Here is a 24,455-nt window from a genome sequence, read left to right as displayed (position 1 = left end):
CAGAAACTTCTTCAAGGCTGCCGGATATGAGGCCAATTAATCGCGACACGCTTTAGCTAAGCCGCCGACGAAGCCCGGATTGAAAATCGCTCCGGCGAGTCAGCTGGCGTGGGTTTCGAGAACCGGAGCGCAGCGGACATTCAGGTCCGTAAGTGCCGGAAGCGCAAAAACCCGCGTCAGATGGCCGTCGGAGTAGAGTTTCAAACGGGGCTTCAGCCGCCGGACTTGGGCACCAGCAGCGGTATGACGCGGTCGCTCTCGGCCACCGAGGGCCGGCCTGCCGAACCATAGGGAATGCCCAGCGCATCCCAGGTCTCGACCAGCGCATCCTGCAGTGCCGCGATCAACGCATCGGTATGGAAAGGCGTCGGCGTGATGCGCAGCCGTTCCGTGCCGCGCGGTACGGTCGGATAGTTGATCGGCTGGATGTAGATGCCGTGTACGCCAAGCAGGCGATCGCTCGCCATCTTGCAAAGTTCCGGATCGCCGACCAGCAGCGGCACGATGTGGGTCGGCGATTCCATCACCGGCAGGCCGGCGGCGGAAAGAATCTGCTTGGTTCGCGTCGCCTGCTGTTGCTGGGCATCGCGCTCGGCCTGCGAGCGCTTGAGGTGGCGGATCGAGGCGGTGGTGGCGGCGGCGATCGCCGGCGGCAGCGCCGTGGTGAAGATGAAGCCCGGCGCATAGGAGCGCACCGCGTCGATCACCGCGCTTGTGCCGGTGATGTATCCGCCCAACGTGCCGAACGCCTTGGCCAGCGTGCCCTGGATGATATCGATACGATCGGCCAGGCCCTCGCGCTCGGTGATGCCGCCGCCGCGCGGTCCGTACATGCCGACGGCATGGACCTCGTCGATATAGGTCATGGCGTTGTAGCGCTCGGCGAGCTCGACGATCTGCTTTATCGGCGCGATGTCGCCATCCATCGAATAGACGCTCTCGAAGACGATCAGCTTTGCGCGCTCGCGGCCCGCCGCCTGCAGCAGGCTTTCCAGATGCGCGACATCATTGTGGCGGAAGATCTTCTTCTCGGCGCCGGAGCGCCGCACGCCTTCGATCATCGAGGCGTGGTTCAGTTCGTCCGAGATGATCAGGCAGTTGGGCAAAAGCCGGGCAATGGTCGAGATCGAGGCCTCGTTGGAGACAAAGCCGGAGGTGAAGACGAGGGCGGCTTCCTTGTCGTGCAGGTCGGCAAGCTCCACCTCGAGCTCGACCAGCGGGTTGCTGGTGCCCGAAATGTTGCGGGTGCCGCCGGCGCCCGAACCCATCCGGCCGGCCGCTTTCTGGAACGCGGCGATGACGTCGGGATGCTGGCCCATGCCGAGATAGTCGTTTGAGCACCAGACGGTAATTTCCTCGGCGCGGCCATTGGCACGCCAGATGGCGCGCGGAAATTTGCCTGCGATACGCTCCAGGTCGGCGAAGACGCGGTAGCGACGCTCTGCATGGAGCTGGTCGATCGCTTCTTCGAAGAACCGCTGATAATTCATGTCAGCTTCCCAATTTTTGCGCGGGATCATAGTCATTGCCCTGTTGGTCGTCCACCGGGCCTTTTTGGTCAAAATGCCACGCCCCGGAACTGTTCCTAACGACCACGGATCGTGGCCTATTCCCTTGATGTGGATCAACTTTGTTTCAGGATGATGCCACATGCCGACCATGCCGGTTACCACGGCTTGTAGTGGCCATCCGGCAGGCTTTCCAGTAAGGCGGTGTTTGAGACAGTTTCCGATAAATCTTGAGATGCGAGGACGCGGATGACGGTTTTGGTGACAGGCGGTGCCGGTTACATCGGCAGCCACATGGTCTGGGAGTTGCTGGATGCTGGCGAAAGCGTGGTCGTGCTCGACCGTCTTTCAACCGGTTTCGAATGGGCGGTGGCGCCGGAGGCAAAGCTGGTCGTCGGCGATGTCGCCGACCGTGAGTTGGTCGGGTCGATCATCAGGGACAACAAGGTCGATGCGATCATCCATTTCGCCGGTTCCATCGTGGTCCCGGAATCGGTCGCCGACCCGCTTGCCTATTACGAGAACAACACCTCCAAGACCCGCACGCTGATCGAAACCGCGGTACGCGAGGGCGTGCCGCATTTCATCTTTTCCTCGACCGCAGCCGTTTATGGCGGCGCCGGACTGGAGCCGGTGCGCGAGGATGCCCGCCTGGCGCCGGAATCGCCCTATGGCCTGTCGAAGCTGATGAGCGAATGGATGCTGCGCGATGCGGCGATCGCGCACCCCTTGCGCTACACGGCGCTGCGCTATTTCAACGTCGCCGGCGCCGATCCAAGGGGCCGTACCGGCCAGTCGACGCCAGGCGCCACCCATCTGATCAAGGTCGCCTGCGAGACCGCACTCGGCAAGCGCCCCTTCATGCAGGTGTTCGGCACCGACTATCCGACGCCGGACGGCACCTGCATGCGCGACTATATCCATGTCAGCGATCTGGCGGCGGCGCATCGCCTGGCCCTGCAACGGCTGCGCGCCGGGGGCGCGAGCCTGGTCGCCAATTGCGGCTACAGCCACGGCTATTCGGTGCTCGAGGTCATCGACAGCGTGCGCCGCGCCTTCGGCCATGATTTCGAGGTGAAGATGGGCGATCGGCGCCCAGGCGACGCCGCGGCGGTGGTTGCCAATTCGGATCTCGCCCGCGCGGAACTCGGCTGGACCCCGCAACGCGACGATCTCGACCAGATCGTTGCCGATGCGCTCGCCTGGGAGCGTATCCTGACCGGCAAGAACTCCGCTCGGAGCTGAGTCGGCGGCTTTTCCCTCAGGGCTCGCAAGGCGCTCAGCGAAGCGCTATTGAAGGCATTCGCAACGCGTGGAGGCGCCGCGCCGCGAGGAATTCTTGGGGGATGGCATGAAAATCACGGTGCTCGGAGCCGGCGTTGTCGGTACGGCGGCCGCCTATTATCTGGCCAGCGATGGCCACGAGGTCACCGTGATCGAGCGCCATCCGGCGCCGGCGCGCGGCACCAGCCAGTCGAATGCCGGCCTGGTGTCGCCCGGCGATGCTACCGCCTGGGCTTCACCGGCGGCGCTGAAGACGTTCCTGCGCGGGCTCTACAATCACGACCTCGGCATCAAGGTGCGGCTGCGCTTCGATCCCTATTTCCTCGCCTGGAGCCTGCGCTTCCTGCGCCAGTGCACAAAGGAGCGCCTGCGCGCCAACAGCCGGGTGAAGCTGCGCCTGGCGCTCTATTCGCGCGACTGCATCAACGCCATCTCCGCCGAGACCGGCATCGGCTATGACGAGCGCAAGAAGGGCATTCTTTATTTCTTCCGCTCGCAGCACAGTCTCGACACTGGCACCGACAACTACCGCTATCTCGCCGAGCACGGCCTGCCGATCGAGATCGTCGGCCGCGACCGGCTGATCGAGCTCGAGCCGGGTCTTGCCGGAGTAAAGGAAAAGATCGCCGGCGGCGTCTATTCGCCGATCGACCAGACCGGCGATTCCCGGCAGTTCGTGGAAAAGCTCGCCGCCCACGCCGCCGGGAAACTCGGCGTGACGTTTCTCTACGGCACGACGGTCGAGGGCCTCGACATAGAGGGTGACCGGGTGCGCGCGGTGATGACCTCGGCCGGACCGGTTCTCGGCGATGCCGTGGTCATCTCGATGGGGCCGGAAAGTGGCCTGCTCGGGCGCCGCTACGGCATCGACCTGCCTGTCTACCCCGTGAAGGGTTATACCGCGACGATTCCGTTGGAGGACGAGAGCAAGGGTCCGACCATGGGCGGCGCCGACGAGGATCAGCTCATCGCCTATTCCAGGCTGGGCAACCGGCTGCGGCTGGCTTCGACCGCCGAGTTCACCGGTTTCGACCGTACCTTCCGGCCGAGCGATTTCGCCGCGATGTTCAGGACCGGCAAGGACCTGTTCCCAGGCGCCTTCGACGAGAAGAAGGCGGAGCTGTGGGCGGGCCTGCGGCCGATGATGCCGAACTCGGTGCCGGTCATCGGCCGGGCGCGCTACCAGAACCTCTATCTCGACACCGGCCACGGCCATGTCGGCTGGACCATGGCCTGTGGCTCGGGGAAGTTCCTTGCCGACCTCGTCGCCGGCCGCAAGCCGGAGATCGACCCGCAAGGGCTGGTCTACGGGGGGTAGGATGTCGGGACCGCAAGTCGCCATCGACCTTGGCCGCATCGAGCGCAACGCCCGCACCATCGTCGAGCGCTGCGCGCTGTCGGGCATCAAAGTCTTCGGCGTCACCAAGGGCACCTGCGGCATGCCACAGGTGGCGCGCGCCATGCTGCGCGGCGGCGTCGCCGGCATCGCCGAATCCCGCTTCGAGAACATCCGCCGGCTGCGCGACAGCGGCATCAACGCGCCGATCATGCTGTTGCGAAGCCCGCCGATGGCGCGCGTCGAGGAGGTGGTGCGCACCGTCGACATCAGCCTGCAGTCGGAATTGAGCACCATTCGCGAGATCTCGCGCATCGCCGAGCGCATGGGCCGCGTCCACGACATCATGCTGATGATCGATCTCGGCGATCTGCGCGAAGGCATCTGGCCGAACGACCTGATCCCGACGGTCGAGCAGATCCTGCAGCTGAAGGGCGTGCGCATTGCCGGCATCGGCACCAATCTCGGCTGCTTCGGCGCCATCATGCCGACCGAGGAAAACCTCGGACAATTGGTCGCCCATGCCTACAAGACCGAGCGCCTGTCCGGCAAAAGCCTCGACTGGATATCGGGCGGCGCCTCGTCGTCGCTGCCGCTGCTGCTCGAAGGCAAGCTGCCGGCCGGCATCAACAATCTGCGCGTCGGCGAGGCGATCCTGCAAGGCGGCGTCGAGACCTTTCGCGACACGCCATGGGCGGAACTCGAGCCCGATGCCTGCCGGCTGACCAGCGACATCATCGAGGTCAAGCTGAAGCCGTCACGGCCGATCGGCCAGTCCGGCTACGATGCCTTCGGCAACCAGCCGGTCTTCCCCGATGAGGGCGACAGGCTGCGCGCCATCGCCAATATCGGCCGCGAGGACGTGCTGGTCGAAGGGCTGACGCCGATTGCCAAGGGGATAAGGGTGCTCGGCGCCTCCAGCGATCACCTGCTGCTGGATGTCGCCGACGCCGATCCGCCGCCGGCCGTCGGCGACCGCGTCGCCTTCCGCATGAGCTATGGCGCCATGCTTCTGGCGATGACTTCGGAATATGTCGAGAAGGCCCCGATGCACGACGTCGAGGATTTTTCGGGCCGCAAGATGGTGTCGATATCCGCCGAACAGGAAGCCGCCGGCATCCTGGCTCGGGAGCGTACCGGCGCGCGGCTGGAGGCGATGAATTTCGACGTGGTGGAACTTGCCGATGTCGAGCGGCCGCCTTCGGGGCTGATCCGGCTGAGCGCCGGCGCCGACCGTCGGATCGCCCACAAGGCGCTGACAGCGACGGCGCGTGCGACGCATTCCTTCGGTCTGATCTGGATCGATTCCATCGCAGCCCTCATGCCCGAGGACGAGGACGGCATCGATCTGCCGGAAGGTTCGGTGCTGGCCCGCACGCTCGGCCTCGATCACAAGCCAGGCGCGTTGCAGCCGCAGCTGTCGCCGGAAAATGTCGTCATCGTCGGCCTGCGCCACGCCGATCCGGCCGAGGCGAGGGTGCTGAAGGATTCGCGCGTTTCGGCCTTCACCATGACCGATATCGACGCCATGGGCATGCGCGATCTGATGCATGAGGCGATCCGCATCGCCACGTCAGGTACACAGGGCTTCCATGTCAGCTATTCGCCGACGGCGACCGAATTCGCCGGCTGGGCGGCGGGCTCCGGCGGGCTGACGGTGCGCGAAACGCACCAGGCGATGGAAGCGATCGCGCTCTCCGGCGGTCTGCTGTCGATGGATGTTTCAGGCCTTACCGCGGATCTCGAGCCACGGATCGGCACCGACGCGATCAACTTCGTCATGTCGGCCTTCGGCAAGCGGATCTTGTAATCAGTCCTGCGTCTCGACCGCAGCGCGCCATGCGCTGATGTACTCGGCCCATGCCCTGTCGGTCGGCGGCTGCATTCTTTCGCCCTTGCCTTGCGCCGTTACCGGGCCTGATGCGAGCAGCGCGGCACCGATGCTGGTGCCCGTGGCGGCTTCCGAAGCGACAACGGCGCGCGCTGTCGCTGCCGCCAGCATGCCGGCAAAGAGCCGGTTGCGGGCAAAGGGACCTTCGACAATGGTCGGGCCGTCGGCGCCGATCAGGTCAAGGCAGGTCGCCGTCATCAGCGCCAGGTAGAACGAGATGGCGGCAAAGCGTTGGCCGCTATTCATGTCGTCAGCGTTGAGCCAAGTCGCGGCACGATGCGGGAGCGGCCCGGAGCCTTGCTGGGTCGATGGCAGCAGCAATGTCTTTCGCGCCAGCACGGCGCCGACATCCTCTTCGGTCCACGTCTCCGGCTGGCCTTCCGTCAGCACGGAAAACTCGCGGCCGCCCATGAAGCGGGCCGAGGGAACGGGATTGCCGAGCGCGTTGACATTGACCAGCGTGTCGCGCGCGGCATCCAGCGCAATCTGTTTGCCGCCGACCGCCATCGAAATCACCCAGGTGCCGGTCGAGACGACTGAGAAGGGCGGCGTGTCGGAGAGGAGATGCGGCAGCAGCGAGGCGTTGGAATCGTGCAGGCCACAGAAGACCGGCGTTTGCGGATCGAGGCCGGTTCGCGCGGCAAGCGCGGGCAGGATCGGGCCGAGCCGGTCCTTGGCTGGCCGCACCGGCGCCATCAGACGGCGCCACTCCAGGCTGTCGACCAATGATGAAAAGTCCGCTGTCCACGGGTCCCACAGATCGGTGTGGCAGCCAAGCGATGTCACCTCGTTGGCGCCGACGCCGGTCAGCCGCAAGGCCCAGTATTGCGGATACATCAGCATCGCGGCGGCCTTGGCGAACTCGGCCGGGAAGCTTTTCTGCTGCCAGAAAAACTGCGCGCCGAGATTGAGGCCGAGCGGCAGGCGCGGCGTGCCGGTCTCGGCAAAAGGCGGACGGATCGCGTCATAGTCCGCCGCCAGCCTGTCGGGGCCATCGAATTCGTAGTCGAGGACCGGCAGCACCAACTCGCCCGAGGCATCGACCAGCGCCCCCGTCGCGCCATGGGTGGTGATCGATATGGCGTCGATGCGCTGTTCGCGGTTGAGACCGGCAAGGCTGTCGAGGATGAACGTCCACAAGGCCTCGACATCGTGATGCGGGTAAGGTGCTTGCCGCACCGGCGCATTCGCCATGCGGCGCAGCGCCACTTCGCTCAACGTCGCGAGGTCGACCAGCGCCACCTTGGCGTTGGTCTTGCCGATGTCGATGACGGCGATGTGGCGCATCGCGCTCATGCCATGTGGAACACGGTTTCCAGCGGCACGGCCACCGGCTCGTTGTCCGGCTTGGTCTCCATGAGGTCGGCCATGTGTGCCCACCAGCGCTGCATCACCGGATGCCTCGGCAGATCGTCCATGCCATGGTCGTCACGCCGCCACAGCACGCCGAACAGAGTGCCGGTCTCTTCGTCGAGATGGATGGAGTAATCGGAGACGCCGGCCTGCTTCAGCAATGCGACCAGCGACGGCCAGATGTCGTCGTGACGCTTCTTGTACTCGGCCTTCATGCCGGGCTTGAGCCTCATCTTGAACGCGTATTTCTGCGGCATCAGCGCCCTCCGCGCAGCCGCCGCCAGACGATCGGCAGCGCGATGACGATGATCAGGAGCAGGCCGATGAAGATCGACATGACGATGCCGGGCACGTTGAGCAGGCCCAGCCCGAAAGTCACCAGCCCCATGATGAAGGCGGCGAGCACGACGCCAAGGATGCTGCCGGCGCCGCCGAGAATGCTGACACCGCCGAGCACCACCATGGTGATGACTTCGAGCTCATAGCCTTGCGCGATCGACGGCCGTGTCGAGCCGAGCCGCGAGGTGATCAGCACCGAGGCGATGCCCGACATCAGGCCGGTCAGGCAGAACAGGATGAACTTGATGCGGCCGACGCGCACGCCGGAAAACTGCGCCGCGACCGGATTGTTGCCGATGGCGAAGACGCGGCGGCCGAAACTCGTGCGATGCAGCACGAACCAGTAGACGACGGCCGCGACCAGGAAGAGCACCAGTTCGAACGACACCACCCACCAGACATAGCCCTGGCCAAAGAAAGCGAAGCTTTCGGGATAGCCCTTGTAGGCCTGGTCGCCGAGGATGATGAAGGCGATGCCGCGAAACAGGCTCATCGTGCCGATGGTGACGACGATGGATGGCAGGCCGAGCCTCGTGACGAGCAGCCCGTTGAAGGCGCCGCAGCCGAGCCCGACGACGATGCCGATCAGCACCAGCACCGGTGTTCCGGCACCGGCCTGCACCGCCATGCCCATCATGGTCGAGGCAAGCGCGATGATCGCGGCGACCGACAGGTCGATCTCGCCCGATATGATCAGCAGCGCCATGGCGAAGGCGATCAGGCCCTTTTCGGTGAAGTTGAAGGTGAGATCGGACAGCGAATAGGGGTCGAGGAAATAGGGTGAAGCGAAACTGTTGATGGCGAAGATGGCGACCGCCACCACGACCAGCAGTGCTTCCCAGGAAAAGATCGCCGAACTGAACGGTTTGTCGAGCCGGTCGGGAATGTGGCGCGGGGCAGGGATGTCGGTCATGCCGCCTCCATCTTTCTGAGGATGATACGGCCCTGCTGGCGTTCGCCGCGCGCGTTGAGCACGACGGCGAGAATGATGGCGCTGCCCGAAATAGCCATCTGCCAGAAGGGCGAGATGTTGATGACCGGCAGCGCGTTGGAAATGATGCCGAGGAACAGCGCGCCGAGCACCGCGCCGCCGACCGAACCGATGCCGCCGGCGATCGAGATGCCGCCGATGACGCAGGCGGCGATGATATTGAGCTCATAGCCGTTGGCGACCTCGACCGAGGCGATCACATAACGCGAGATCCAGAGATAGCCCGAGAGGCCGCCGATCATGCCGGAGATGCAGAAGACGATGAATTTCGTCCGGCCGACGTCGATGCCCGCATAGACCGATGCCGTCGGGTTGACGCCGATGGCGTAGATCGAGCGGCCGAGCGCGGTGCGTGTCATCAACACGAAGAACAGCGCGATGACCAGGACGGCGATCCACGACAGCACCGGAATGCCGAGGAAGACCGCGCGCTGGAAGCCGATGAAGTCCGGGCTCATCTTGTCCGCATTGACCCAGGCGCCGCCCGATATGACGAAGGTGGCGCCGCGGTAGATGGTGAGCGTGCCCAGTGTCACCACGATCGAAGGGATGTTCAGCCGCCACACCAGCAGGCCGTTGATGGCGCCGAGCACCAGGCCAACGACCAGCGCAATGACGATCAGCAGCGGAATCGGGATGGCCGGATGCGCTGCATTCAGCATCGCCACCACCATGCCGGTGAAGCAGAGATTGGACGCCATCGACAGGTCGATCGAGCGGGTCAGGATGACAACCATCTGGCCCAGCGCCAGGATCATCAGGATGGAGGTATCGTTGAACACCTGGCGCAGATTGCCGGGATCGGCAAAGGCCGGGAAACGCGTCGAAATCAATCCGATCAGCACGATGATGGCCGCGAGAAGCCAGATTTCGCGGTATTTCAAGAAAGCCTTCATGCCGCGATCCCTGCTGCCGTCCTGACCAGTGTCTCGGCATCCAGTCCCTTGTTGTCGTAGACCGCCGCGACGAGACCTTCGCGCATGACGACGACGCGGTCGGACATGCCGAGGATTTCAGGCAGTTCCGACGACACCATGATCACCGACAGGCCTTGCGCCACCAGTTCGGCCATGAAGCCGTGCACGGCGGCCTTGGAGCCGATGTCGATGCCCTTGGTCGGTTCGTCCAAAATGATCACCTTGGGCGCGGTCGCCAGCCATTTGGCGATGACGATCTTCTGCTGGTTGCCGCCCGAGAGTGTTCCGACATCCTGGCTGAGCGAGGAGGCGCGCAGATCGAGCCGCTCGGTGTAGGAGCGGGCCAGCGAAAACTCCTCCGCCAGCCGCAACAGGCCCGATCTGGAGGTGCGCTTGAGCGAGGGCAGCGAGACATTCTGGAAGATCGGCAGGCCGATCACCACGCCTTGCTTGCCGCGCTCCTCGGGCACATAGACGATGCCGGCATCGATGGAATCCGCCGCCGATTTCGGCGCGATCGTCTTGCCTTCCAGCGTGAGCGTGCCGCCGGACGTGCGGGTGATGCCCGAGATCGCCTGCATGACCTCGCTGCGCCCGGCGCCGACAAGGCCGTAAAAGCCAAGGATTTCGCCCTTGTGCAGCTCGAAGCCGATGTCGTTGAATTCGGTCGGGTGCGACAGGCCGGAGACGGAAAGCACGGGCGCGCCGATCTCGGCCTTGCGCTGCGGAAAGATGTGGTCGACCGAGCGGCCCACCATCATGCGCACGATCTGGCTCTGGCCGGCATCCTTGATCAGGCCTTCGCCGACCATCTCGCCGTCGCGGAACACCGTGTAGCGGTCGGCGATGCGGTAGATCTCGTCGAACTTGTGGCTGATGAACAGGATCGCCTTGCCTTCGCCCTTGAGGAACTCGATGAGCAGGAACAGCTCCTCGATCTCCTTCATCGACAGTGCCGCGGTCGGCTCGTCCATGATGACGATCTGCGCGTCGATAGACATGGCGCGGGCGACGGCGACGAGATGCTTGTTGGCGATGCCGAGGTCCTTCAGCCGCGCGTCGGCACCGATGTGGCCGGCATGCATGGTGTCGAGAACTTCGCGCGCATTTTTGCGCATCGTGCGCCAGTCGATGGTGCCGAAGCGCGTGCGCGGCGCGTGGCCGAGAAAGATGTTTTCGGCGACCGTCAAATCATCGAACAGCACGGTTTCCTGATGGATGGCGGTGACGCCATGGCCGAAGGCGGCGTGCGCGCTGGGCAAGGTGACGGTCTGGCCGTCAATGCTGATCGTGCCGGCGTCGGGCTGGTAGATGCCGGTCATGATCTTGACCAGTGTCGACTTGCCGGCGCCGTTTTCGCCGATCAGCGCGGTCACCTGGCCCGGATAGAGCGACAGGCTGACATCGTGCAGCGCGCGCACGCCGGGAAAGCTCTTCGAGATGCCGGACAGCGTCAGGCGTGGAGCGGCCTTACCCTCTCCCTTGTGGGGAGGGTCGCGAACATCGTGAGCGGGGTGGGGGTTGTCTAGCATATCAAGGTCCTGGTGCGTGGAGATGTTGCCATCCCCACCCCGTCTCGCCGGTTTTGCTTCGCAAGACCGCCTCGCCGACCCTCCCCACAAGGGGGAGGGTGCAAGCGCCCTAGATCAATAGATCTTGGAGAACTTCTCGATGTTGGTCTTGTCGAACTGGAAGGGCGGAGCCATCGCAGCCGAATTGGTGTCGTCGAGCGTGACCTTGCCGACGCGGCCGATCGACAGCGTCGCACCGGGCTTGGCCTCTTCCTTCTTCACCGCCAGATCATGGGCGAGATAGACGGCGGAGTAACCGAGGTCGATCGGGTTCCACAGGGCCACGGCCTGGCTGGCGCCGTTGTCGATGAACTTCTTGAACTCGGACGGCAGTGCCAGGCCGGTGACATTGACCTTGCCGATCAGGTTCTCGTCGGTGACGACCTGGGCCGCGGCAACGACGCCGACGGTGGTCGGCGCGATGATCGCCTTGAGATTCGGATAGGACTTCAACAGGCCTTTGGCTTCGTCCGTGCTCTTGGCCGAATCGTCATCGCCATACACGGTGGCGACCAGTTTGATCTTGGGGAACTTCTCCGGCAGGATTTTCTTGGCCGCGTCGATCCAGGCGTTCTGGTTGGTTGCGGTCGAGGAGGCCGACAGGATGGCGACGTCGCCGCCTTCCGGCAGGTAGTCGGCGGCGAGCTTGATGATGGTCTCGCCGATCAGGCCGGTGTCGGACGGGTTGAGATGCAGCTGCCGGCCTTCCTTGGCGACACCCGAATCCCAGGAGATGACGGTGATGCCGCGCTCCATGGCCTTCTTCAGTACAGGCACCAGCGCGTCGGCGTCATTGGCCGAAATGGCGATGGCGTTGACCTTCTGGGCGATCAGCGAGTTGACCACTTCGATCTGCGCTTCGGCGGTCGCCTTGGTCGGGCCGGTGTAGATGATGTCGACATCGCCGAGTTCCTTGGCCGCCTCTTCGGCGCCCTTGTTGGCGGCGTCGAAGAAGCCGTTGCCGAGCGACTTCACCACCAGCGCGATCTTGACGTTCTCGGCATAGGCGGCATTCACGAACATGGCGGCTGAAAAGGCCGCCGTAACCATCAATTTCTTCAAGAAGCTCATCGAATATCCTCCCTTGAGCGTTGCATTCCATCGCCGCTGCGGGCGCGAGTTGGCCTCAGGCCTGCAGTGAAGATTCTTCCTTGTTGGTTGCCGACTTGCGGGCGACGATCAGCGTCACGCCCGCGGTCTCTAACATCTTGGCTTCGCGATCCTCGATGCCGTCATCGGTGATGACGGTGGCGATGCGCGACAGGCCGCACAGGATCAGGCTGGAGCGTTTGCGGAATTTCGAGGAATCGACCAGCACCACCAGTTCGTCTGCCTGGTCGATCAGTTTCTGCTCGGCCTGGATCAAGAGCGGATCGCCTTCCATCAGGCCGAGCGGCCCCAGCCCCTGCGCACCCATGAACATGCGGCGTGCGTAGAAATTGCGCGTCACGTCATTGTCGAAGGGCGACAAGATGATGTTCTGCTCACGGTAGATCGTGCCGCCCGACAGCATCACCGTGTTCTTGGAGTGCTTGAGCAGGTGCTCGGCGATCGGGAAGGAATTGGTGAAGATCGGCATGCGGCGGCCGGTCAGGAAATGCACCATCTGGAACGTGGTGGTGCCGCCATTGATGATGATCGGCTCGCCGTCCTTGCAAAGCTCCACCGCTTCGCGTGCGATTGCCCGCTTCTGCGAGGCATTGATTGTCTCGTTGACGGAAAAGGGCCGGCCTGCGAGGCCGATGAACTGCGGCGGCGAAATTGCTTCGGCGCCGCCGCGCACCCGGCGCAGGCGCTTCTGGACATGCAGTGCCGCGATGTCGCGCCGGATCGTCGCCTCGGAGGACTCCGTCAGGTCGACCATCTCCTGCACCGTCACCACAGGCTTTTCCTGGACGGCGGACAGAATGATCCTGTGGCGCTCTTTTTCGTGCATGGTTCCTCCCTGCCCGAGCATCTAGGCACCCAAAACGCGCAGTGTCAATCATTTCCGATCATATAATTTCATTGTGCAGTGCAATATGATTGATCTTGATCGTTTGTGATTGACAAGCGGCCAGCTTGCGTAGACATTCCCGGCAAAATGGACTGCGGTTTTTTGCGTCCCAGGGAGGATATCTATGCTCGACAAGCGCACCGGCGCGCGCCTCGCCAATCTGTGGGACGAGGCCAAGGCTCAGGCGATGAGTGAGCCGGAACGGCTCGTCTACCGCTCGAATGTGCTTGGCTCCGACAAGCGCGTCACCAACTATGGCGGCGGCAACACGTCCTCGAAGATCTGGCAGAAAGACCCGCTCACCGGCGAGAACGTCGAAGTGCTTTGGGTCAAGGGCTCGGGCGGCGACAGCGCCTCGATCAAGCTCGACGGCTTTGCCACGCTCTACATGGACAAGTTGCGCGCACTGAAGGGCCTCTATCGCGGCCTCGCGCATGAAGACGAGATGGTCGGCTTCCTGCCGCACTGCACCTTCAACCTCAATCCGCGCGCGGCCTCGATCGATACGCCACTGCATGCCTTCGTGCCGAAGCCTTTTGTCGATCACATGCATCCCGACGCCATCATCGCCATCGCCGCCGCCAAGGATTCGAAGGCGCTGACCAGGGAGATCTTCGGCGACGCCATCGGCTGGCTGCCCTGGAAGCGTCCGGGCTTCGAACTCGGCCTGTGGCTGGAGAAATTCTGTCTCGAACATCCCACCGCCAAGGGTGTCATTCTCGAAAGCCACGGCCTGTTCACCTGGGGCGACACCCCTGGGGAATGCTACGAGACGACGATCTCGGTGATCAATCAGGCGATCGAATGGTTCGAGCGCCGGTCGGAGGGCCTCACCATTTTTGGTGGCGAGGCGGTCAAGTCGCTCGATGCCGCGGCACGCCGGGCCATCGCTGCCAAGCTGATGCCCAGGATTCGCGGCCTGATCTCGGAAAAGAGTCACAAGCTCGGTCATTTCGACGATTCCGCTGCCGTGCTCGAATTCGTCAACTCCAGGGATTTGCGCCCGCTGGCGGCACTGGGCACCTCATGCCCGGACCATTTCCTGCGCACCAAGATCCGGCCGCTGGTCATCGAGTTCGATCCGGCAAAGCCCGACGTCGATGCGGTCATTGCCCGCCTCGCCGACGACATTGCCGCTTATCGTGTCGGCTACCAGGCCTATTACGACAGCTGCAAGCATGCGGACTCGCCCGCCATCCGTGATCCCAACGCCGTGGTCTATCTGATGCCCGGCGTCGGCATGTTCACCTTCGCCGGCGACAAGGCGACGGCCCGCATCTCGGGCGAATTCTACGTCAACGCCATCAATGTCATGCGCGGCGCCTCCACCGTCTCGTCCTATGTCGGCCTGCCCGCGCAGGAAGCTTTCGACATCGAATACTGGCTGCTCGAGGATCTGAAGCTGCAGCGCATGCCGAAGCCGAAGGCGCTCGCCGGCCAGATCGCGCTGGTCACCGGTGGCGCCGGCGGCATCGGCCGCGCGACCGCCAACCGCCTGCTGCGCGAGGGCGCCTGCGTCGTGCTGGCCGATATCGACGAGGCAGCGCTCGCCAGCGCCAATGAAGAACTGGCCAAGGCCTACGGCAAGGATTTCATCCGGCCGGTGGTCATCAACGTCACCTCGGAGGACCAGGTCGTCTCCGGCTTTGCCGAGACGGCGGTCGAGTTCGGCGGCATCGACATTCTGGTGTCGAATGCCGGTCTCGCCTCCTCGGCGCCGATCGAGGAGACGACGCTGGCGCTTTGGAACAAGAACATGGACATCTTGTCGACCGGCTATTTCCTGGTCTCCAGGGAAGCGTTCAGGCTGTTCCGGGTGCAGAAGATCGGCGGCAACGTCGTCTTCGTCGCCTCCAAGAACGGCCTCGCCGCCTCGCCCAACGCCGCCGCCTATTGCACCGCCAAGGCCGCCGAGATCCATCTGGCGCGCTGCCTGGCGCTGGAAGGCGCGGAAGCGCAGATCAGGGTCAATGTCGTCAATCCGGACGCCGTCCTGCGCGGCTCGAAGATCTGGACCGGCGAGTGGAAGGAACAGCGCGCCGCCGCCTACAAGATGTCGACCGACGATTTGGAGGAGCACTACCGCTCGCGCTCGATGCTGAAGCGTTCGGTCTTCCCGGAAGACATCGCGGAGGCGATCTATTTCTTCGCCTCCGACATGTCGGCCAAGTCGACCGGCAACATCATCAATGTCGACGCGGGCAACGCGCAGAGCTTTACGCGGTAATCGCTGAAGGCGGTGCCGCCCCTCACCCTTACCCTCTCCCCGTGAAGAACGGGGAGAGGGGGACGCCAGCGCTGGAGCGTTTCCCTTCTCCCCGTCACCATACGGGGAAAAGGTGCCGGCAGGCGGATGAGGGCTGCGCCGACAGACGTATTTTGGGAGGAAACCTTAGTGTCCGAATCCATCATCTCCGCCGATCTCGTCGACAAGGACAATGAAGCGCGCAAGGCCAACCTCGAGCGCGACTACGCCTCGCTTGGCGAACGCCTCGACCGTCGCGGCATCGCCATCGATGCCATCCGCGACAAGGTCGAGAAATTCGCCGTGGCTATTCCCTCCTGGGGCGTCGGCACCGGTGGCACCCGCTTTGCCCGCTTTCCCGGCGCCGGCGAACCGCGCGACATCTTCGACAAGATCGAGGACTGCGCCGTCATCCAGCAACTGACGCAGGCGACGCCGACCGTCTCGCTGCACATTCCGTGGGACAAGGCCGATCCGAACCGGCTGAAGCAGGCGGCTTCGCGCTTCGGCCTCGGCTTCGACGCCATGAACTCCAACACCTTCTCGGACGCGAAGGACCAGAAGCTCTCCTACAAGTTCGGCTCGCTGTCGCATGCCGATGCCGGCACGCGCCGGCAAGCGGTCGAGCACAATCTCGAATGCATCGAGATCGGCAGGACGCTCGGCTCCAAGGCGCTGACGGTGTGGATCGGCGACGGCTCGAACTTCCCCGGCCAGGTCAATTTCGCCAAGGCCTTCGAGCGCTATCTCGACGCCATGAAGGAGATCTATGCCGGGCTGCCCGCCGACTGGAAGCTGTTCACCGAGCACAAGATGTACGAGCCGGCCTTCTATTCCACCGTCGTGCAGGACTGGGGCACCAACTACCTGATTGCGAAGGAGCTGGGCGACAAGGCGTTCTGCCTGGTCGACCTTGGCCACCATGCGCCCAACGTCAACATCGAGATGATCGTGTCGCGGCTGATCCAGTTCAGGAAACTCGGCGGCTTCCATTTCAACGATTCGAAATATGGCGACGACGATCTCGATGCCGGTTCGATCGATCCCTACCGGCTGTTCCTCGTCTTCAACGAACTGGTCGATGCCGAACTGTCAGGCGCCGAGGGTTTTGATCCGGCCCACATGCTCGACCAGAGCCACAACGTCACCGATCCGATCGAAAGCCTGATGCTGTCGGCGGTCGAGGTGCAGCGCGCCTATGCGCAGGCGCAGCTGGTCGACCGCAAGGCGCTGGAAGGCTTCCAGGACGGCAATGACGCGCTGATGGCGACGCAGACGCTGAAGGTTGCCTACCGCACCGATGTCGAGCCGATCCTTGCCATGGCGCGGCTGAAGCGTGGTGCCGCCATCGACCCGGTCGCCGCTTACCGCGCGGCGGGCTACCGCGCCAAGGTCGCGGCGGAACGCCCGGCGGTCGCCGGTGGCTCAGGCGGCATTGTGTAGGCGAACTCTGAGCCGATGTTGCCTCACCGGTTTGCTTCTTGAGGTGGCCATTTTGTGAATGGACTCGATTGGTCCGAGATGGTCTTCTAGGCGTCCCCGCCCGGAGAACCCGCCATGCCTCTCACCCGTCGAACATTGATCGCCGCCAGTCTTTCCATCACCATTGCCTTCGCGCCATTGACGAGTGTCTTTGCGGCTTCTCCGGCGCCGGCCAAGGGCGAGCACGGCATGGTGGTGACGGCCCAGCATCTGGCGTCGGAAGTCGGCGTCGAAGTCCTGAAGAAGGGCGGCAATGCCGTCGATGCGGCGGTGGCCGTCGGCTATGCGCTCGCCGTCGTCTACCCGACCGCGGGCAATATCGGCGGCGGCGGCTTCATGACCATCCGTTTCAAGGATGGCAAATCGACCTTCCTCGACTTCCGCGAGCGCGCGCCGCTGGCGGCGACCAAAACCATGTATCTCGACAAGGACGGCAACCCGGTGAAGGGCGCCAGCCTGGATGGCTATCTCGCCGTCGGCGTGCCTGGCTCGGTGGCTGGTTTCGAGATGGCGCGCGAAAAATATGGCACCTTGTCCAGACAAGACCTGATGGCGCCGGCGATCGGCTATGCCAAGGACGGGTTCATCCTCAATCAGGGTGACGCAGCCTCCTTTTCCAGCAGCGCCGCTCGGCTGGCGAAGGATCCCGCCGCTGCCGCTATCTTCCTGAAGCCGGACGGCAAGACTTACGCGATTGGCGAGCGCCTCGTTCAACCCGATCTTGCCGCCTCGCTCGCCGCCATTTCCGAAAAAGGCCCTGATGCGTTCTACAAAGGTGCCATCGCGGACGCTATCGTCAAGGCGAGCGGTGCCAAGGGCGGCATCCTGGCCAGGCAGGATTTCGAGCAATATGGGGTCCGTGAACTCAAGCCGGTGACATGCAGCTACCGCGGCTACGAGATCACATCCTCGCCGCCGCCGAGCTCCGGCGGCGTCATCATCTGCGAAATCCTCAACGTGCTGGAAGGCTATCCGCTGTCCTATCTCGGCGCCGGCTCAGCCGAGACCGTGCACGTCATGGTCGAGGCGATGCGGCATGCCTATGTCGACCGCAATTCGGCACTCGGCGATCCCGACTTCGTCGACAATCCGGTCTCGAAACTGCTGGACAAGGCCTATGCCAAGGACATCCGCGAAAAGATCGACCCGTTCCGGGCCGGCGTGTCGCAGGACCTGATGCCGAAGGGTTTTGGCGAGAGCAAGGAGACGACGCATTATTCGATCATCGACAATGGCGGCAATGCGGTCGCGGTCACCTATACGTTGAACGGCTCGTTCGGCGCCGGCGTCGTCGCCGATGGCACCGGTATCCTGCTCAACAACGAGATGGACGATTTCACCCAGAAGCCCGGCGTGCCCAACCTCTATGGTCTGGTCCAGGGCGAGGCCAACGCCATCCAGCCGAAAAAGACGCCCCTGTCCTCGATGAGCCCGACCGTGGTGGCCAAGGACGGCAAGCCGTTCATGGTCATCGGCAGCCCGGGTGGCTCGCGCATCATCACCATCACGTTGGAAGCCATCGTCAACGTCATCGACCACGGCATGAACATCCAGGAGGCGATCGACGCGCCGCGCATCCACCACCAGTGGTTGCCCGACACGGTTTACATCGAGCCGTTTGGACTCTCGCCGGACACCGAAAAGCTGCTCGCCGGCATGGGCTACCACCTCGATCCAAGCGACGCGACCTGGGGCCAGGCGGCCGGCATACTGGTCGGCGGCAAGAGCCTGGCGGAAATCGAGAAGGGTGGCGGCGCCCGCTACAACGGCGCCATCGACAGCCGCGCCGCGTCAGGCGAGGCGCTGGGATATTAGGATCGGAAAAGCTGGAGCGCGGCGATTCGGGCCGATCGCCCGCTGCTCCAGTGGATCGTCACAAGACCAGTGTGATGGTCGACGCAACCAGCATCAGGGCCGCGATGCCGACGAACAGCGCATAAATGCGCGGCCGGTCGAGCAGCAGCGCGTTTCCGGATATCCAGGCTGATGTGGCGCCGCCAAGCGCGTAGAGGAAGCCGTTACGGTGGCCGAAGGTCATCGATGCCGCCATCAGCCCGCCAATGATCAGCGCGCCGAACACGATGATCACCGCGACGGCGTACTTCTCGAAATCGTTGCCGCTTCCCATGCTTGGACCAATCGCGTTCAACGTCGACAGGTCGTCCGGGTCGAAGGGGCTGGTCGACCCATATTCGTCTTGACCGACAGGCTCTCGCATCATTCGTTCTCCGTATAGCGGCAACAAATCATCAAGCCTTGCCGAGCGCAACCCGATCGCACTGCCCGCGATGCGTTAGACACGGTCTTCAACATCTTCCGACGGAAGCCTGCAGCCTGCTTTTTGGTTCATGCCCTATCGTCTTTTTGCCTCAGACAACCCAGGGAGCGCCTGCCTGAAGGCGACCGTGGACCATTATCATGGCGCCTATTCGTGGAAGAAAGATGATGCCGGGTGGGTTCGGCCGCACCGATGGAGATTTTCAGTAGGGCGAGACGTCGCACAGGGGCCGTGAGGGGCCGAATCGCCTTGAGACAAGTGTCGATAGGTACGCGTCGCTTCGTCATGGGTTCCTGCAATGCGCTTCAAGCTGCGTTGCTCTTGCGTACATTGTCGGCCTGGAACTCGAACGGGGAGGGCGGAGCGCCTCCTGGGCGTCCGCGCCAGCTTCGACCTGAATGCCGGCAAAACCCACATGTCGATCCTGCCGGTGACAACCGCGTGGTCCAGGCAGCGTCTGCGTTTGCGTGGCTCGGGCTAGGCGCCTCCGGCCCGAAGCTCTGAAATCATCCGTTCCTGCCTCGCGGCCCTATCCGCGGTCATTGCGCCAAAGCGCAGGGCGCAGCGAAATATTCCCCCCGGCGCGACGTGAACCAGGCGGCCTCTTTCCTTCGCCGCGAGATAGCCGTCGGGTTCGGCGGTCGCCGGCAGCACGAGGCCGAGCGCATCCTGGTCGGCGCCGCGCGTGATCCAGCGAACGGCATAGTTGAGCTCGGATGGACGAAAGCTGACGAAATCCGCGGTCTGGTCCGGATGGACCTGCAAGGCGTGCGCCCAGCCCTCGGCATCCGCCTGCGCCTTCATCGTCAGCACGAGTTCGGGGTCGATCGGCTCGCCCTTGGTCAGCATACGATGCCGCGAGGGATCGGCGACAATCGCGTCGCGATAGGCAAGGTAGCTTTTGCTCGGCGTGAAAAAAGGCGGAAGCACCTGACGCACGACGATGTCGGCGCGATCGTTGGCCACGCTGTCGACCAGACGCCCGTCATCCGCCGGCCTGAAATTGATGTGCGCCAGATACATCAGCTCCATGGGCGAGTGTTTCCGGTTCTCGATGACGATGTCGACGGCCACGCTGGTGGCATCTCGCTGCAGCAGCACGGTCGGCTTCATCACATAGTCGTGGCTGAAGGCGACAGTCTGGCGGCAGCGCCCGGTCACGGCCATGAAAGGCCCTTCGGAATTATCCCCGACCATGAGCTGCACATCTCCGTAGGGCGCATTGGGCAGGTCGCCGTGAAGCGGGTGGCTGTCGTTCGGCCCCGGGTTTCCCATCGCGGTCGCACCGCAGTGAAGGAAGAACGCGCCGTAGTTGGAGAGATAGTCGCGGGTCGCTACCGGCTCCTCGAACATCGAGCGCATGGTCAGGGAGCGGTCGAGGAACGTCGCGTCCCAGATCTGCTGCCCCTGGAACGGCAGCATGACGATTTCGCCCTTTTCGTTGCCGATCCGAAGGCCGGCGACGCCAGACCGGAAGCGAAAGGCCTTGGCGACAAGTCCGGCATATCGCGCGACGACCGTTTCCGACGGGCCAAACTGCTCCGGCACGAGGGCGATGAGTACGTGATCTGAATGCTCGGGGGACATTGTTTCGACCTCTACCTGCCGCAAGCGCGCATGCCGATAGTCGCAGGAAACCTCGGGAAATCAACGGCAGCGCGTCTCACGGGTGCGGGTGCGCCTCCGCGTCCTTCCCAGGCGGAAGAGAGCCAAAAACTGCACGCCGGCGAAACCAAATGTCGCTGCCGAGGGTGATGGCCAATCGTGCGGTGCAGACGGCGTTCCCGGTGGGGCAGGCAGGCGTCAGCGAGGCTCCCGACAGTCCAGGTTCGTCAAGGTTTGTCGCGTATCGCGATTGCTATCCGGCGCGGGCTGGTGGCAGTTCGAACAGATTGGCGCCGTTCTCCTGGCCGCGCTCGACATAGCCGATGATGTTGAACCATCTGGCGACGTCCGGCCCCGGGAGCCAGCTGCGCGAATGGATCGGAAGGTTGCCGGCGAGCGCCTGAATGTGGCGGATGTGCTGCTTGCAGAAACGGACGGTGGAGGCCCGGAAGAAATCCTCCTGCGCGGCGAACAGCGTATCGGCGGCGTCGCCGTTCTCATGCCAGGCGATGATCGCCACGGCCTTCTCGCCCTCGACAAGCGCGTGAGCACGCCCTTCCTTCAAGTTCATCATCAGATTGTCGTAGGCGATCTTGCTGTCCTTGCCGGCCGCCGCGTACTCGTCCGACATCCGCTTGGACAAATCACGAAACACATCCTCCAGATCCCCGAGCGTTGCTGCGCGTGCTCTCATTTCTCCTCCTGCAGCCCCGACAGGCAGTTTGCCCTAAGGTTGGGGGATCACCAAGCAAATCAGATCCGGATGCAGCCGATGGGAGCAAAGCCGTTCGTCGGGCAAGGTGTGCAGTGATGCGACGGCGCTGGCCTCCGTCAAACCGGTGGCGAGGGCCCAAGGCGATGGATTTAATCAGAAGATGGTGCCCAGAGGCGGATTCGAACCACCGACACGCGGATTTTCAATCCGCTGCTCTACCAACTGAGCTATCTGGGCCTGTTCCGGCAAACGAAATCTCGTGCACCGGATTTCACGGAAGCGCCGACGGCGCCCCTTGAAAGCGCGTGGGTTATAGCACGGGAATTCGGCCTGTCCAGCGCTTAGGTGGCGATTTCAGACGGGAAAAGAGGTGCGGTGCAGGGGGCCGGTTCCCATGCTGCTTCTCCAGCCGGAATGGCGCGCGGCATGGGAGTATTTCGGCCATCGGCGTCCTTTTCCGTGTCGCCATCGCGGCCCGCAACGATGTGGCCGGCCTCTTGGCCGACCATTGAGGCGCCCCGTTCGCGGTGCCGGACAAGCGCCTGGTCGTCGAGCCTATCTGGGGCCGGACACGCCTCTGCGAAAATCGGAGGGCGACATGCCGGCCAGCTTGCGGAACGATTTGTTGAAGGCGCTGAGCGAGCCGAAGCCAGAGTCCATGGCCACGCGCAGCACATTGGCGTCCTGATGCATCAGCAGCGCCTGCGCGTAGCTCAGCCGCAACAGGTTGACATATTCGTTCAGCGTCATGCCGGTCGATTTCTTGAACAGGCTCATGGCGTATTTGGGATGGATGTCGGCGGCTGCCGCTATGTTCACGCAATCGATGTCGTAGAGGAAGTTCTCTGCGATGAAATCGCACATGCGCCCGACATTGCGCGACGACTGCTGGTCGAAGGCACTGCCTGTTTCCTGCCCTGCCGCGGTTTCCGGCACCAGCCGATAAGGCTCGAACCGCACCCGCTCCAGCCGCAGCAGCAATTCGTTGACGGCGTGTTCTGCCTTGGCCTGGTCGCCAGACCGGGCGTAGCGGTTCCAGCGCTCGAAATTATGGTGGTCGGATTGGTCGGTGGCGCCGCTCACCAGCGTTGCGCCCGTCATCAACCGATGCCTTATATCCGTGGGCAGATGCAGCCGGAAGAAATGCACCAGCGGCAGATGCGCTCCGGCGTAGATGGCGTCGTCGCTGAGATCGTCCATCTGGTGCGGCAGACCACCCCAGAACAGGCACATCTCGCCGGCCGAAAGCGAAATCTCGTGGTCATTCATGCGGTAATGCACGCTGCCGCGCACAATGAAGTTCACCTCGACCTGGGCGTGCCAGTGCGGCTTGAGCATCACCAGAGGAGCGGTGTGAAACATCTGCAGCAGCAGCGGCAGGCCTTCCACGCTGCTGGCGCCTGGCTGGTAAAACGGCCGTTCCGGCATCTTACTTTCCGCCAATTTCATATTCCCTTTGACGGCGACAGGCCCTGCCCACTGCATAGTCTAGCCACGCTCACAGTGAGAGAGCAAATGAAATGGGAGGATTTCAATGCGCATCACAATGACCTGCGCCGCGCTCGCGCTTGCCCTGGGCTCAGCCCCGGCCTTTGCGCAATCCGGCGAAATCACCATCTGGAGCTGGAACATCGCCGCGTCATCGTTGAAGGCGACCGTTGCCGGCTTCAACAAGCAATTCCCCGACATCAAGGTGACGGTCCAGGACCTCGGCAACCAGCCGACCTACGACAAGTCGATCGCCGGCTGCGCGGCCGGCGGCGTCGGCCTGCCTGACATCGTCACCATCGAAAATGGCGAGGCCGAGAACTACTGGAGCCAGTTCCCGGACTGCTTCGTCGACCTGCACACGCTGGGCTATAGCGCTGAGGATCAGGCGAAATTCCCGGATTTCAAGCGCACCGAGCTCGAAGTCGGCGACAAGGCCTATGCGATGCCGTGGGATTCGGGGCCGGTTGCCGCGTTCTATCGCCGCGACTTCTACGAAAAGGCCGGCGTCGACCCGGCCTCGATCAAGACATGGGACGATTTCATCGCCGCCGGCAAGAAGATCCAGGCCGCCAATCCGGGTGTCTCGATGACCAACGCCGATTTCAATGGCGACTCGGAATTCTTCCGCATGATTTCCAACGAACAGGGCTGCGCCTATTTCGCCGCCGATGGACAAACGATCACGGTCAACCAGCCCAAATGCGTCGATGCCATGACCAAGGTCAAGGAGATGAAGGATGCGGGCATCGTTTCCTCCGCCGACTGGGGCACAAAGATCACCAACAACACCGCCGGCACCGTCGCCACCCAGATCTATGGCGGCTGGTACGAAGGCACCATTCGCACCGAATCGGCCGGAGAGAACGGCAAATGGGGCGTCTATCTGATGCCGAGCCTCACCGCCGACGGGCCGCGCGCCGCCAATCTCGGCGGGTCCTCGCTGGCCATCACGTCGGCGTCGAAGAACAAGGAAGCCGCCTACGCCTATTTGAAATACACGCTCGGAACCAATGAAGGCCAGATCACCATGCTGAAGGAATTCGGCTTGGTGCCCTCGCTGGTGTCAGCGCTCAATGACCCCTACGTCTCGCAGGGCTTGCCCTACTGGGGTGGCCAGGCGGTGTGGAAGGACATTCTCGGCACCTTGCCCAAGGTCGTTCCCAGCCGCGGCACCCAGTTCCAGAGCGATGCCGAAATCATCGTTCGCGCGGTGCAGACCAAATATCTTGCCGGTGGCTATGCCGACGCCAAGGCCGCGCTCGACGATGCCGCGAACCAGATCGCCGCGGCGACCGGGCTGCCGGTCAAGTCGTGAGCTGAAGATTCCTCTCCCCGTACAGGGACGGCGGGAGGGATGCTTTCATCAATGGTCTCGCCAATCGCAAGCGTTGCAGGAAAGGCGCAGGCGTTGCGGCCATCTCCCTTCTCCCCGTCACTATACGGGGAGAAGGTG

General features: G+C 63.4%; 19 protein-coding genes and 1 tRNA gene. 7 read left to right on the top strand and 13 right to left on the bottom strand.

The genetic code is table 11. The features are described from left to right. Positions 1-212 precede the first annotated feature (212 nt). Positions 213-1,490, bottom strand: coding sequence for a 5-aminolevulinate synthase (gene hemA, locus NR193_RS28125; protein WP_256753964.1), 1,278 nt, complete (start codon positions 1,488-1,490; stop codon positions 213-215). Positions 1,491-1,757: 267 nt separating this feature from the next. Here hemA and galE point away from each other — a divergent pair, with 267 nt between their 5' ends. The 3 genes from galE (at position 1,758) to NR193_RS28110 (ending at position 5,938) form a co-directional block, all read left to right on the top strand. Next, positions 1,758-2,753, top strand: a complete 996-nt coding sequence (galE, locus tag NR193_RS28120) for a UDP-glucose 4-epimerase GalE (RefSeq protein ID WP_256753963.1) — start codon at positions 1,758-1,760, stop codon at positions 2,751-2,753. Between the two features lie 106 nt (positions 2,754-2,859). Further along, the gene (locus tag NR193_RS28115; RefSeq protein WP_256753962.1) at positions 2,860-4,110 is read left to right on the top strand and encodes a D-amino acid dehydrogenase; all 1,251 of its coding nucleotides are present in this window, start codon (positions 2,860-2,862) and stop codon (positions 4,108-4,110) included. A 1-nt stretch (position 4,111) separates the two neighbouring features. Further along, entirely contained in the window at positions 4,112-5,938 is a 1,827-nt protein-coding gene (locus NR193_RS28110) for an alanine racemase (protein WP_256753961.1), read from the top strand. On the opposite strand, the gene NR193_RS28105 is transcribed toward NR193_RS28110, so the two are convergent. From NR193_RS28105 to NR193_RS28075, 7 genes are all read right to left on the bottom strand, one after another. Then, positions 5,939-7,315 carry an FGGY-family carbohydrate kinase gene (locus NR193_RS28105; RefSeq protein WP_256753960.1) on the bottom strand — a complete coding sequence of 459 codons (1,377 nt, stop codon included), beginning with the start codon at positions 7,313-7,315 and terminating at the stop codon, positions 5,939-5,941. Continuing rightward, positions 7,312-7,629: an L-rhamnose mutarotase gene (gene rhaM, locus NR193_RS28100; RefSeq protein ID WP_256753959.1), complete on the bottom strand. Its 318-nt coding sequence runs from the start codon at positions 7,627-7,629 to the stop codon at positions 7,312-7,314. The genes NR193_RS28105 and rhaM overlap by 4 nt, the downstream gene beginning before the upstream one ends. Next, positions 7,629-8,624, bottom strand: coding sequence for an ABC transporter permease (locus tag NR193_RS28095; protein WP_256753958.1), 996 nt, complete (start codon positions 8,622-8,624; stop codon positions 7,629-7,631). The genes rhaM and NR193_RS28095 overlap by 1 nt, the downstream gene beginning before the upstream one ends. After that, positions 8,621-9,598, bottom strand: a complete 978-nt coding sequence (locus NR193_RS28090; RefSeq protein WP_256753957.1) for an ABC transporter permease — start codon at positions 9,596-9,598, stop codon at positions 8,621-8,623. Before NR193_RS28090 ends, NR193_RS28095 begins: the two co-directional genes overlap by 4 nt. Then, positions 9,595-11,151 carry a sugar ABC transporter ATP-binding protein gene (locus tag NR193_RS28085; protein WP_256753956.1) on the bottom strand — a complete coding sequence of 519 codons (1,557 nt, stop codon included), beginning with the start codon at positions 11,149-11,151 and terminating at the stop codon, positions 9,595-9,597. The genes NR193_RS28090 and NR193_RS28085 overlap by 4 nt, the downstream gene beginning before the upstream one ends. Positions 11,152-11,265: 114 nt before the next feature. Next, positions 11,266-12,261: a rhamnose ABC transporter substrate-binding protein gene (gene rhaS, locus NR193_RS28080; RefSeq protein WP_065005696.1), complete on the bottom strand. Its 996-nt coding sequence runs from the start codon at positions 12,259-12,261 to the stop codon at positions 11,266-11,268. Positions 12,262-12,316: 55 nt separating this feature from the next. Continuing rightward, positions 12,317-13,126 carry a DeoR/GlpR family DNA-binding transcription regulator gene (locus NR193_RS28075; RefSeq protein ID WP_256753955.1) on the bottom strand — a complete coding sequence of 270 codons (810 nt, stop codon included), beginning with the start codon at positions 13,124-13,126 and terminating at the stop codon, positions 12,317-12,319. A gap of 184 nt (positions 13,127-13,310) precedes the next feature. On the opposite strand from NR193_RS28075, the gene NR193_RS28070 reads away from it, so the two are divergent. From NR193_RS28070 to ggt, 3 genes are all read left to right on the top strand, one after another. Beyond that, the gene (locus NR193_RS28070) at positions 13,311-15,413 is read left to right on the top strand and encodes a bifunctional rhamnulose-1-phosphate aldolase/short-chain dehydrogenase (protein WP_256753954.1); all 2,103 of its coding nucleotides are present in this window, start codon (positions 13,311-13,313) and stop codon (positions 15,411-15,413) included. Between the two features lie 168 nt (positions 15,414-15,581). Next, a complete protein-coding gene (gene rhaI, locus NR193_RS28065; protein WP_256753953.1) occupies positions 15,582-16,874 on the top strand; it encodes an L-rhamnose catabolism isomerase in 1,293 nt (430 codons plus the stop codon). Positions 16,875-16,988: 114 nt separating this feature from the next. Then, entirely contained in the window at positions 16,989-18,728 is a 1,740-nt protein-coding gene (gene ggt / locus NR193_RS28060; RefSeq protein ID WP_256753952.1) for a gamma-glutamyltransferase, read from the top strand. A gap of 58 nt (positions 18,729-18,786) precedes the next feature. Here ggt and NR193_RS28055 read toward each other — a convergent pair whose 3' ends face one another. The 5 genes from NR193_RS28055 to NR193_RS28035 all read right to left on the bottom strand — a co-directional run bounded on the left by NR193_RS28055 (position 18,787) and on the right by NR193_RS28035 (position 22,960). Continuing rightward, the gene (locus NR193_RS28055) at positions 18,787-19,134 is read right to left on the bottom strand and encodes a hypothetical protein (RefSeq protein ID WP_256753951.1); all 348 of its coding nucleotides are present in this window, start codon (positions 19,132-19,134) and stop codon (positions 18,787-18,789) included. 534 nt (positions 19,135-19,668) lie between these two features. Further along, positions 19,669-20,778, bottom strand: coding sequence for a DUF4432 family protein (locus NR193_RS28050; RefSeq protein ID WP_256753950.1), 1,110 nt, complete (start codon positions 20,776-20,778; stop codon positions 19,669-19,671). 271 nt (positions 20,779-21,049) lie between these two features. Further along, positions 21,050-21,490 (bottom strand): hypothetical protein, encoded by a 441-nt coding sequence (locus NR193_RS28045; RefSeq protein WP_256753949.1) that lies wholly within the window; start codon positions 21,488-21,490, stop codon positions 21,050-21,052. A 182-nt stretch (positions 21,491-21,672) separates the two neighbouring features. Further along, positions 21,673-21,748, bottom strand: a tRNA-Phe gene (locus NR193_RS28040). A 318-nt stretch (positions 21,749-22,066) separates the two neighbouring features. Then, complete coding sequence (locus NR193_RS28035) at positions 22,067-22,960, bottom strand: helix-turn-helix domain-containing protein (RefSeq protein WP_256753948.1); 894 nt, start codon at positions 22,958-22,960, stop codon at positions 22,067-22,069. Between the two features lie 85 nt (positions 22,961-23,045). On the opposite strand from NR193_RS28035, the gene NR193_RS28030 reads away from it, so the two are divergent. Next, the gene (locus NR193_RS28030; RefSeq protein WP_091579871.1) at positions 23,046-24,317 is read left to right on the top strand and encodes an extracellular solute-binding protein; all 1,272 of its coding nucleotides are present in this window, start codon (positions 23,046-23,048) and stop codon (positions 24,315-24,317) included. Positions 24,318-24,455: the final 138 nt, after the last annotated feature.

The organism is Mesorhizobium sp. Mes31 (genome assembly GCF_024519675.1).
GTDB lineage: Bacteria > Pseudomonadota > Alphaproteobacteria > Rhizobiales > Rhizobiaceae > Mesorhizobium.
The sequence above is the reverse complement of the archived record's forward strand: the minus strand, read 5'-3'. Positions and strand labels throughout refer to the sequence as shown.

Bases quoted from the DNA above. Each gene is read 5' to 3' on its own strand.
- hemA (WP_256753964.1), bottom strand. From the start codon at position 1,490: ATGAATTATCAGCGGTTCTTCGAAGAAGCGATCGACCAGCTCCATGCA.
- galE (WP_256753963.1), top strand. From the start codon at position 1,758: ATGACGGTTTTGGTGACAGGCGGTGCCGGTTACATCGGCAGCCACATG.
- NR193_RS28115 (WP_256753962.1), top strand. From the start codon at position 2,860: ATGAAAATCACGGTGCTCGGAGCCGGCGTTGTCGGTACGGCGGCCGCC.
- NR193_RS28110 (WP_256753961.1), top strand. From the start codon at position 4,112: ATGTCGGGACCGCAAGTCGCCATCGACCTTGGCCGCATCGAGCGCAAC.
- NR193_RS28105 (WP_256753960.1), bottom strand. From the start codon at position 7,315: ATGAGCGCGATGCGCCACATCGCCGTCATCGACATCGGCAAGACCAAC.
- rhaM (WP_256753959.1), bottom strand. From the start codon at position 7,629: ATGCCGCAGAAATACGCGTTCAAGATGAGGCTCAAGCCCGGCATGAAG.
- NR193_RS28095 (WP_256753958.1), bottom strand. From the start codon at position 8,624: ATGACCGACATCCCTGCCCCGCGCCACATTCCCGACCGGCTCGACAAA.
- NR193_RS28090 (WP_256753957.1), bottom strand. From the start codon at position 9,598: ATGAAGGCTTTCTTGAAATACCGCGAAATCTGGCTTCTCGCGGCCATC.
- NR193_RS28085 (WP_256753956.1), bottom strand. From the start codon at position 11,151: ATGCTAGACAACCCCCACCCCGCTCACGATGTTCGCGACCCTCCCCAC.
- rhaS (WP_065005696.1), bottom strand. From the start codon at position 12,261: ATGAGCTTCTTGAAGAAATTGATGGTTACGGCGGCCTTTTCAGCCGCC.
- NR193_RS28075 (WP_256753955.1), bottom strand. From the start codon at position 13,126: ATGCACGAAAAAGAGCGCCACAGGATCATTCTGTCCGCCGTCCAGGAA.
- NR193_RS28070 (WP_256753954.1), top strand. From the start codon at position 13,311: ATGCTCGACAAGCGCACCGGCGCGCGCCTCGCCAATCTGTGGGACGAG.
- ggt (WP_256753952.1), top strand. From the start codon at position 16,989: ATGCCTCTCACCCGTCGAACATTGATCGCCGCCAGTCTTTCCATCACC.
- NR193_RS28055 (WP_256753951.1), bottom strand. From the start codon at position 19,134: ATGATGCGAGAGCCTGTCGGTCAAGACGAATATGGGTCGACCAGCCCC.
- NR193_RS28050 (WP_256753950.1), bottom strand. From the start codon at position 20,778: ATGTCCCCCGAGCATTCAGATCACGTACTCATCGCCCTCGTGCCGGAG.
- NR193_RS28045 (WP_256753949.1), bottom strand. From the start codon at position 21,490: ATGAGAGCACGCGCAGCAACGCTCGGGGATCTGGAGGATGTGTTTCGT.
- NR193_RS28035 (WP_256753948.1), bottom strand. From the start codon at position 22,960: ATGAAATTGGCGGAAAGTAAGATGCCGGAACGGCCGTTTTACCAGCCA.
- NR193_RS28030 (WP_091579871.1), top strand. From the start codon at position 23,046: ATGCGCATCACAATGACCTGCGCCGCGCTCGCGCTTGCCCTGGGCTCA.